The organism is Streptomyces calidiresistens, from assembly GCF_014141525.1.
In the GTDB taxonomy this organism is placed as follows: domain Bacteria; phylum Actinomycetota; class Actinomycetes; order Streptomycetales; family Streptomycetaceae; genus Streptomyces; species Streptomyces calidiresistens.
On sequence record NZ_VKHS01000524.1, the window covers coordinates 1 to 3,997 of the forward strand.

The window sequence follows — 3,997 nt, forward strand, 5'->3', positions numbered from 1 at the left end:
CCCCCGGGCCGCCCTCCCGCACCTCCGGACCCGGGACCCACCCGAACGGCTCCCACCGAGACGAACCCCACATCACCCGATCGGCGCGCCCGGAAGGTCGCCCCGGGGTCACCCCTCGTTCCCCGACGTCGCGCGACGGGTCCCCGGGACCTCGACGATCCCGCCCCCGGCAGCCGGTTTCGCGGCGGCGAACGCACCCCCCACCGCTCCGTCGTCCGCCGGGGCGGCGGACGCGGCCGTCGGCCCGCTCCCGCGCGTCATCCCGACACCCACGAGGATCACGACCATGCCCACCACCCCCCGGATGCCCGGGTTCTCGCCCAGGACGACCGCGCCGAGGAGAACGGCGACCACGGGCAACAGGTAGCCGACCGCCGCGGCGTTGGTGGCGCCTTCGTCGTTGATGATCCGGTAGGTCAGATGAAAGGTGATCGCGGTGCAGAGGACGGCGAGCACGACGGCCGCGCCGAGGACCACCGGACCGGGGTCGATCGACTCCAGGCCACCGATCGGCATCACGACGGCGGTCAGTCCGCTCGCGGCGATGAGCTGCGCGGCGGAGAGCGAGATGGTGGGGGTGCCCTTGCCCACCAGGGTGCGACCCATGTAGGTGAACGCGAGGGCGTAACTGACCGCCGCGCCGAGAATCGCGAGGGCACCCCAGCCGATGCTCCCGCCCCCCTGCCACGGGGCGAGGAGGACGATGGTGCCGGCGAAACCGAGCAGGAGACCCGCCGCACGGGCCGGACGGAGTCCGCGTTCCGAGCCGAGCGCGAGACCCAGGACGATCGACCACAGCGGGGTCGTGGCGTTCAGGACCCCGGCGAGGCCGGAGTCGACGGTCTGCTGGCCCCAGCCGAACAGCGCGAACGGCAGCGCGTTGCAGAAGAATGCCGCCACGGTGATGTGTCGCCAGACGGTGACGCCCCGGGGCATGCCCCGACCCGTCGCGCAGCAGACGGCGGTGAGGACGAGCGCGCCCAGGACACAGCGGATGAACGTGACCTGGAGAGGGGAGAACCCGCGCAACGCCACCTCGGTCCAGAGGAAGGTCGAGCCCCACAGCAGTGCGAGCACCACCACTCGTAAGCCACTTCGCAGGCTTCCCGTACCGCCGGTCACGATGCCCTCCTCCATCCGGTCCCTATGCGGCCCGACGCTCGGCCCGGTGGTCGGGCCGCCGGGCCGTTCGACGCCGTGCCTCGACGATGCACCAGATGAACTTTGAGAACAAGCAAACCCTTCTACCATGTTCGTTAAGCTCTGCTACATGCTTGATGTGAAGCGACTGCAGGTCCTGCGCGCCGTGGTCACCAGCGGTACGGTCACCGCCGCCGCCGCTCACCTCGGCTACACGCCGTCCGCCGTCAGTCAGCAGGTGGCCGCGCTGGAGAAACAGGCCGGCACCCCCCTGCTCGAACGTGTCGGCCGCGGGGTGCGGCCCACCGCCGCCGGCCTGCTCCTCGCCGAACACGCGGCCCTGATCGGCTCGGCGGTGGCCCGGGCGGAGACCGCCCTCTCCGACCTGCGCGCCGGATGCACCGGCAGCCTGTCGATCCGTTACTTCGCCACCGCGGGCTCCACCTTGGTGGCCCCCGCCCTGGCCCGACTCCGCGCGGAACACCCCGGCATTCGTGTCGACCTCGAACTCACCGACCCGGAGGACCCGTTCCAGGAGGTGGTACGGGGGCGGGCCGACCTGGCCGTGATCGTGCGGGCATCCGACCGCCTCGGTGACGGCGTACGGCTCGTCCACCTCCTCGACGACCCGTACGCCGCCGTACTGCCCCTGGACCACCCGCTCGCGGGTGAGGAGGTCATCGATCTGAACGAACTGGCCGGCGAGCAGTGGGTCGGCAGCGAGCAGTCCGGCCCCTGCCTGAAACCGGTGATCGACTCCTGCGCGGCGGCCGGCTTCAGCCCCGACTTCGTCGTCGGGAGCGAGGACCACGCCACCGCCCAGGGCTTCGTCGCGGCCGGCCTCGGTGTCGGTCTGATGCCGGGGCTCGGGCTGCGCGCCCGGCACCCCGGCGTGGTCGTGCGTCCGGTCCGCAACCCCGAACCGATCCGGGTGATCTCGGCGGCCGTACGGGAGACCGCTCTCGAACAACCCGCTCTGCGCGGCCTGCTGGAGGCACTGCGCGACGCGGCCGGCGCCGACCCGACCGATGGACCCGGGGCGGACCGACCGCGGTCCGACCGCGGCGGGCGCGAGGGCCCGACCGGCGGGGCCCGGGCCGGGTGGGGCGGTCGGTGATGCCCTCGGGTGCTTCGTGTCCGGGCCGCCCCACGGGCGCGGAACCGCAAAAAGAATCGGGATCGGTACCGATTTCTCGGTACCGATCCCGATCCGGTGTTACATCAGTCGGGGTGGCGGGATTTGAACCCACGACCTCTTCGTCCCGAACGAAGCGCGCTGCCAAGCTGCGCCACACCCCGAAGCAACGAGGAACACTCTAGCCGACCGGCGCACGGAGACGAAATCGGCTTTCGGGCCAGGGCTCGGGGTGAGGCCGGGCAGGGGCGGGACCGGCGGACCGCCCCGCCCCGCGCCCGGGGTCAGGCGGTCCCGCGGCGCTCGACGAGGGTCAGGAGGGTCGCCTCCGGCGGGCAGGCGAACCGCACCGGGGTGTACCGGTTGGTGCCGCAGCCGGCGGAGACGTGCAGGTAGGAGCGGTTCCCGCCGTGCTCGTGGGCGCTGAGGCCCTTGACCCGGTCGGTGTCCAGGTCGCAGTTGGTGACCAGCGCGCCCCGGAAGGGGACGCACAGCTGCCCGCCGTGGGTGTGGCCGGCGAGGATCAGGGGATAGCCGTCGGCGGTGAAGGCGTCGAGCACCCGCAGGTAGGGGGCGTGGACGACGGCGAGCGAGAGGTCGGCGTCCCGCTCGGGCCCACCGGCGACCTTGCGGTACCGGTCGCGCTTGATGTGCGGGTCGTCCAGGCCGGTGAGGGCGATCTCGCCGAGGGGGAGCTTGACCCTCGCCCGGGCGTTGGTGAGGTTGGACCACCCGGCGTCGTCGAACGCCTCCTGCACCTCCCACCACGGGTTGCGGGGCACGCCGGAGGGGGCGGGGTTGCCGTTGAGGCCGTGCCGACCGCTGACCTTCTCCAGGAGGTAGCGGGCGGGGTTGCGCAGGCGGGGCGCGTAGTAGTCGTTGGAGCCGAAGACGTAGGCGCCGGGGAACTCCATCAGCGGGTCCAGGGCGTCCAGCAACTCGGGGACGGCGTCGGGGTCGGAGAGGTTGTCTCCGGTGTTGATCACCAGGTCGGGGCGCAGGCCGGCGAGGGACTGGAGCCAGCGGCGCTTCTTGTTCTGGCCGCACACCATGTGGATGTCCGAGACGTGCAGGACCCGCAGCGCGGGCATGCCCGGCGGGAGGACCGGGACGGTGATCCGTCGCAGTCGGAAGGAGCGGGCCTCGAAGCCCGCCGCGTAGCCGAGGCCGGCGAGGGCCGCCGCACCGATGCCGAGGGGAATGCCGTAACGCGCGCGCATGCGTCCCATCGTCGCAGAACGGCGGAGGGGTTCGTGACCGTCTCCGTCCCGCCGACCGCCCGGGGCGCCGTCCCGTGATCGCCCGCCGCTCCCGGTACCTGCGGGGTTCGCCCGGCCGGAGGGCTCACCGGGGGCGAGGGCGGCGGGCACGGGTGTTCAGGACGCAGTCGCCGCAGGTGCCCCCGCCTGGCACCCGGTAGTACAGGCAGCAGCTGCGGCGCAGGTAGCCGCCGGTCGGGTCACCGTCGGGGTCGGGCAGCACCCGGCCGGCGGTGTCCAGGGGCGGGCGGGCCAGGAGGCGCAGCAGCAGGGAGCCGGTGAGTTCGGCGCGGTCCGGCCGGGCGGCGCGCAGCACGCGGGCGGTGCCGACGAGGGCGGAGGCGGTGTTGCCGAGCGCGATGCGCGGGGAGAGGCCCGTGGCGGCGCGCAGTGCTCCCGCGACCGGGTCGAGGGCGGTGCGGACGGTGTGGTGGACGGCGGCGGCCAACGGGTCGGGGTCCTG

Annotated in this window: 4 protein-coding genes and 1 tRNA gene; 1 reads left to right on the plus strand and 4 read right to left on the minus strand. The window is 73.3% G+C overall.

Annotated elements, in window-relative coordinates; all coding sequences use genetic code 11:
• Window positions 1–108 precede the first annotated feature (108 nt).
• On the minus strand, window positions 109–1,137 hold the full coding sequence (locus FOE67_RS18880) for a DMT family transporter (RefSeq protein WP_182665867.1): 1,029 nt from the start codon (window positions 1,135–1,137) through the stop codon (window positions 109–111).
• Window positions 1,138–1,270: 133 nt separating this feature from the next.
• Between FOE67_RS18880 and FOE67_RS18885 the strand changes: the two genes are divergently transcribed.
• Complete coding sequence (locus tag FOE67_RS18885; protein WP_182665869.1) at window positions 1,271–2,257, plus strand: LysR family transcriptional regulator; 987 nt, start codon at window positions 1,271–1,273, stop codon at window positions 2,255–2,257.
• A gap of 108 nt (window positions 2,258–2,365) precedes the next feature.
• On the opposite strand, the gene FOE67_RS18890 is transcribed toward FOE67_RS18885, so the two are convergent.
• The 3 genes from FOE67_RS18890 to FOE67_RS18900 form a co-directional block, all read right to left on the minus strand.
• Window positions 2,366–2,439: transfer RNA gene (locus FOE67_RS18890), tRNA-Pro, on the minus strand.
• A 120-nt stretch (window positions 2,440–2,559) separates the two neighbouring features.
• Complete coding sequence (locus FOE67_RS18895) at window positions 2,560–3,495, minus strand: metallophosphoesterase (RefSeq protein ID WP_182665871.1); 936 nt, start codon at window positions 3,493–3,495, stop codon at window positions 2,560–2,562.
• A 124-nt stretch (window positions 3,496–3,619) separates the two neighbouring features.
• Window positions 3,620–3,997 (minus strand): (2Fe-2S)-binding protein (locus tag FOE67_RS18900; RefSeq protein ID WP_182665873.1); only part of this gene is annotated, 378 nt, incomplete at its 5' end.

Excerpts from the sequence above, each read along its gene's own strand:
- FOE67_RS18880 (WP_182665867.1), bottom strand. The coding sequence starts at position 1,137 with ATGGAGGAGGGCATCGTGACCGGCGGTACGGGAAGCCTGCGAAGTGGC.
- FOE67_RS18885 (WP_182665869.1), top strand. The coding sequence starts at position 1,271 with ATGCTTGATGTGAAGCGACTGCAGGTCCTGCGCGCCGTGGTCACCAGC.
- FOE67_RS18895 (WP_182665871.1), bottom strand. The coding sequence starts at position 3,495 with ATGCGCGCGCGTTACGGCATTCCCCTCGGCATCGGTGCGGCGGCCCTC.